Origin of the sequence: uncultured Sphingomonas sp. (assembly GCF_913778135.1) — a bacterium.
Classification (GTDB): domain Bacteria; phylum Pseudomonadota; class Alphaproteobacteria; order Sphingomonadales; family Sphingomonadaceae; genus Sphingomonas.
In genome coordinates this window covers 1-4,252 of record NZ_CAJYVU010000147.1, presented here as the reverse complement: position 1 = coordinate 4,252, position 4,252 = coordinate 1, and the positions used below count along the sequence as shown (strand labels likewise).

At 67.1% G+C, this 4,252-nt stretch carries 3 protein-coding genes and 1 pseudogene; 1 reads left to right on the top strand and 3 read right to left on the bottom strand.

Annotated elements, in window-relative coordinates; translation table 11 throughout:
- Together QZ847_RS13615 and paoA are read right to left on the bottom strand one after the other, a co-directional pair.
- Nucleotides 1-481 (bottom strand): FAD binding domain-containing protein (locus QZ847_RS13615; protein ID WP_294357323.1); only part of this gene is annotated, 481 nt, incomplete at its 3' end.
- The gene (gene paoA, locus QZ847_RS13610; protein ID WP_294357321.1) at nt 478-1,134 is read right to left on the bottom strand and encodes an aldehyde dehydrogenase iron-sulfur subunit PaoA; all 657 of its coding nucleotides are present in this window, start codon (nt 1,132-1,134) and stop codon (nt 478-480) included. The genes paoA and QZ847_RS13615, both read right to left, overlap by 4 nt.
- 293 nt (nt 1,135-1,427) lie before the next feature.
- Here paoA and QZ847_RS13605 point away from each other — a divergent pair, with 293 nt between their 5' ends.
- Nucleotides 1,428-3,890: a glycoside hydrolase family 3 protein gene (locus tag QZ847_RS13605; RefSeq protein WP_294357319.1), complete on the top strand. Its 2,463-nt coding sequence runs from the start codon at nt 1,428-1,430 to the stop codon at nt 3,888-3,890.
- 41 nt (nt 3,891-3,931) lie between these two features.
- Here the strand turns inward: QZ847_RS13605 and QZ847_RS13600 are convergent.
- A pseudogene (locus QZ847_RS13600) lies at nt 3,932-4,252 on the bottom strand (peptidase S10); the annotation flags it as partial.

Genomic DNA, 4,252 nt, shown 5'->3' with positions numbered 1-4,252 from the left:
GGAAGGTCGCGATGCACTTGTCCGACACGCCGATCACGCCAAGCTGGCGCGAATAACCGCCGATCGCGGCGCAGCCCGACCCGGGCTTGCGCTTGTTGCACGCCATGTTGGTGTCATAGAAATACGGGCAGCGCGTCCGCTGGAGCAAATTGCCCGCGGTAGACGCCTTGTTGCGCAACTGCCCGCTGGCGCCAGCGACGATTGCGCGCGTCAGCACGGCATAGTCGCGCCGCACGCGCTCGTCGGCGGCGAGGTCGGTGTTGGTGACCAGCGCGCCGATCCGAAGTCCGCCTTCCGAGGTCTTCTCGATCTTGTCGAAGCCCAGGTCCTGCACGTCGATCAGATGCGTTGGCGTCTCGACCTCGATCTTCATCAGGTCGAGCAGGTTGGTTCCGCCCGCCAGGAATTTTGCACCGGGCCGCGCGGCTGCCTGCGCGGCGCCCTGCGCGTCCTTCGCGCGCTCGTAGGTGAATGCCTTCATGCCCGCACCCCCGCGACTTCACCCATTGCCTCGGCGATGTTGGAATAAGCGCCGCAGCGACAGATGTTGCCGCTCATCCGCTCGCGCAGTTCCATGTTGGTCGCCTGGGGGCGCGCCGACACGTCCGCTTGGACGTGGCTGGGGACGCCGCGCTTGATCTCGTCGAGGACGGCCACCGCCGAGCAGATTTGCCCCGGCGTGCAGTAACCGCATTGATAGCCGTCGTGCTTGACGAAGGCGGCCTGCATCGGGTGGAGCTTGTCGGGCGTGCCCAGCCCTTCGATCGTCGTCACCTTATCACCCTGGTGCTGCACCGCGAGGCTCAGGCACGAATTGATCCGTACGCCGTTGACCATGACGGTGCACGCGCCGCACTGGCCGTGATCGCAACCCTTCTTGGTGCCGGTCAGGTGCAGATGCTCGCGCAGCGCATCGAGCAGCGTGGTACGCGTGTCGAGCGTCAGTTCCTGGCGCTGACCGTTGACCTCGAACGACACCGGCATCGTTGGCGCAGGATCGGCCGGCGTTATCGGTGCCGACGCCGCTGCCTGCGCGATCGCAGCAGGCGCGCCCGTCATCGCAGCAGTGGCAGCGCCGCCGGCCAGCACGCCGCGGCGCGACAACGAGAGCGCGCCCAAATCGGTTTTCGACATGATTTCTTTCATCTGACTGTTCGTCATGCAGCGCCACAGCCGGCTGGCCATGCAGACACGCTGCTACCCCGAAGCAGAGAACCTCCGGCGCGCGATTTCGTTTCCTAATCCATGTAAGTTTATGTGGCTGACGTGATTTCAAATGGCGCTGCATGCACGGCAGTAGTGGGCGCTCTTGGATGCGAAGCTGATCTGCGCCTCTCCGATGTGCGACCTTCACCCGCTTGTGACCGCCCGGAGCGCCGATTAGGGCTCGTCTAAACGAGGTCGCGCGTGGCGCATGGGGAGGAAGCATGAGGACGATTAGGATCGGCGTCGCGGCGGCGTTGCTGGCAAGTGCGGCGGGATTGTCGGCGCAGGGAGCGGGGCCGGCGGTCAGCACGTCTGCAACCGCGCACCCCGATCAGTGGCCCGCGCTCGCGATGAAGCGTCAGCGCGACCCGAAGGTCGAGGCGCGCGTCGACGCCATGCTGCGGCGCATGAGCGTAGAGGATAAGGTCGGGCAGCTGCTGCAGGTCGACATCGCCTCGATCAGCCCCAAGGATCTGGAGACATACAAGCTCGGCTCGATCTTGAACGGCGGTAATTCGGCCCCCAACAACGACGAGTTCGCGCCCGCGCCCGAGTGGTTGAAGCTATTCGACGCCTTCTACGATGCGTCGGTGAAGCGGAGCGACGGGCGGCCGGTCGTGCCGGTCATCTGGGGCACTGACGCGGTGCACGGCGACAACAACATTGTCGGCGCGACGCTGTTTCCGCACAACATCGGCCTGGGCGCGATGCGCGATCCCGAGCTCGTCCGCCGCATCGGTGCCGCGACCGCGGCCGAAACAGCGGCGACCGGCATCGACTGGAGCTTCGCGCCGACCGTCGCGGTGGTGCAGGACGACCGCTGGGGCCGCACCTACGAGAGTTACTCTGAGGAGCCGTCGCTCGTCGCCTCCTACGCCGGCGCGATGGTCGAGGGTATTCAGGGTCGCGTGGGCGGCGACTTCATGCGTCCGGGCCACGTCATCTCCTCAGTTAAGCATTTCCTCGGCGACGGCGGTACCGGCGGGCGCGATCAGGGCGACACGCGCGTCAGCGAGCAAACGCTGCGCGACGTCCACGCCGCAGGCTACATGACCGCGCTGCCCGCGGGCGCGCTAACCGTGATGCCAAGCTTCTCGAGCTGGAACGGCACCAAGCTGACCGGCAACAAGACGCTGCTGACCGGCGTGCTTAAGGAGCGCTGGGGATTCGACGGCTTCGCGGTCGGCGATTGGAACGCGCACGGACAGGTGTCGGGCTGCACCAACGAGGATTGCGCGGCCGCGATCAACGCCGGGCTGGACATGTTCATGTACTCGGGTCCGAAGTGGAAGGAGCTCTTCGCCAACACGCTGCGCGAGGTGAAGGCGGGGATTATCCCGGCGGCACGCCTCGACGACGCGGTGCGTCGCATCCTGCGCGTCAAGGTGCTGGCCGGCACGTTCGAGGCCGGTCGCCCGTCGTCACGACCGTTCGCGGGCAAGTTCGACCTGCTCGGCAGCGCCGAGCACCGCGCGCTGGCACGTCAGGCCGTGCGCGAGTCGCTCGTGCTGCTCAAGAACAACGGCGTGCTGCCGATTAAGGCCGGCGCGAACGTGCTGGTCGCGGGCGCGGGTGCCGACAACATAGGGCAGCAGGCGGGCGGCTGGTCGATCACGTGGCAGGGCACCGGCGTCACCAACGCCAACTTCCCCAATGCGCAATCGATCTGGGGCGGGCTGTCGGAGGCCGTGCGCGCGGCGGGGGGCACCGCCACCTTGTCCGCGGATGGCAAGTACACCGCCAAACCCGATGTCGCGATCGTCGTGTTCGGCGAAACGCCTTATGCCGAATTCTCCGGCGACCGTCCGACGCTGGAATTCAGCCCCGACGACAAGTCGAGCCTGCAACTGCTGCGTCGCTTGAAGGCTGCGGGCGTGCCGACGGTGTCGGTGTTCCTGTCGGGTCGGCCGTTGTGGGTGAACCCGGAGCTAAACGCGTCCGACGCCTTCGTTGCTGCCTGGTTGCCTGGCACCGAGGGCGGCGGCGTCGCCGACCTGCTGGTCGCGGGGCGCAACGGCAAGCCCAAGGCCGATTTCCGCGGAACGCTGTCGTTCTCCTGGCCCAAGCGACTTGACCAATATGTGCTTAATCGGCGAGACCCGAATTACGACCCGCTGTTCGCGTTCGGCTACGGTCTATCCTACGCGAAGGGCGGGCAGGTACCCAAGCTCGACGAAGCGCGGCCAGCGAACGCGGGCGGCGACCAGAACGCACTGTTCGTACGCGGGCGGCTCGCCCCCGGCGCGTCGTTCCGGACCAGCGGCGCGGTGACGCAGGCGCGCGTCGATCGCCAAGCGCAGGAGGACAGCGTGCGACTGACCTTTGCCGGCGCCGGCGAACTCGCGGTCGAGCAGGCGCAGCCGATCGACCTGTCGCGCGAGTCGAATGGGCAGTTGAGCCTGATCGTCGACTATCGCGTCACCCGTGCACCGACGGGGACCGTTACGCTCGGCATGGCCGGCGGACGCAGTGCCACCGTTCCGATTACCGGCGTGCTCCGCAACGCCGGCAGCGACTGGACTGAACTGGCGGTGCCGCTACGCTGCTTCGCCGATCAGGGGGTCGACATGGCGCGGATTACGCGTTCGGCGGTGATCGCGGCGACCGGCGCGGCGGGCATCGACGTATCGGGCATCCGCGTCGCCAGCGCGCCGCCCGGCCCGGTCATCTGCGGGCAGCGCTGATAAACACGTGAGGGGCGACGCGCGCGGCGTCGCCCCGCTCATCAGCGATACAACGCGCGAGCGTCGTTCTTGAACGCTGCACCGCTGTCGTTGCGGCTGTAGAACATGTGCCCGCCCGGATAGACCTTCAGCGCGACGCGCTCAGCCTGCCCGAAGGCGGGCATCTGATCGACGATCAGGCGGGAGGCGAAGAACGGGCATGACAGGTCGTCCCAGCCGTGGACGATCATGACGCGCATCTTGGGATCGTTGGCGATCGCCTTGCGCAGGTCGGTGACGGGCGTATCGGCGGGCTTGCCGCGGTTCCACGCCGCATTCACCGCGTAGGACAGCGCATTGTAGCGCGCGTCGGTCTTCCACCC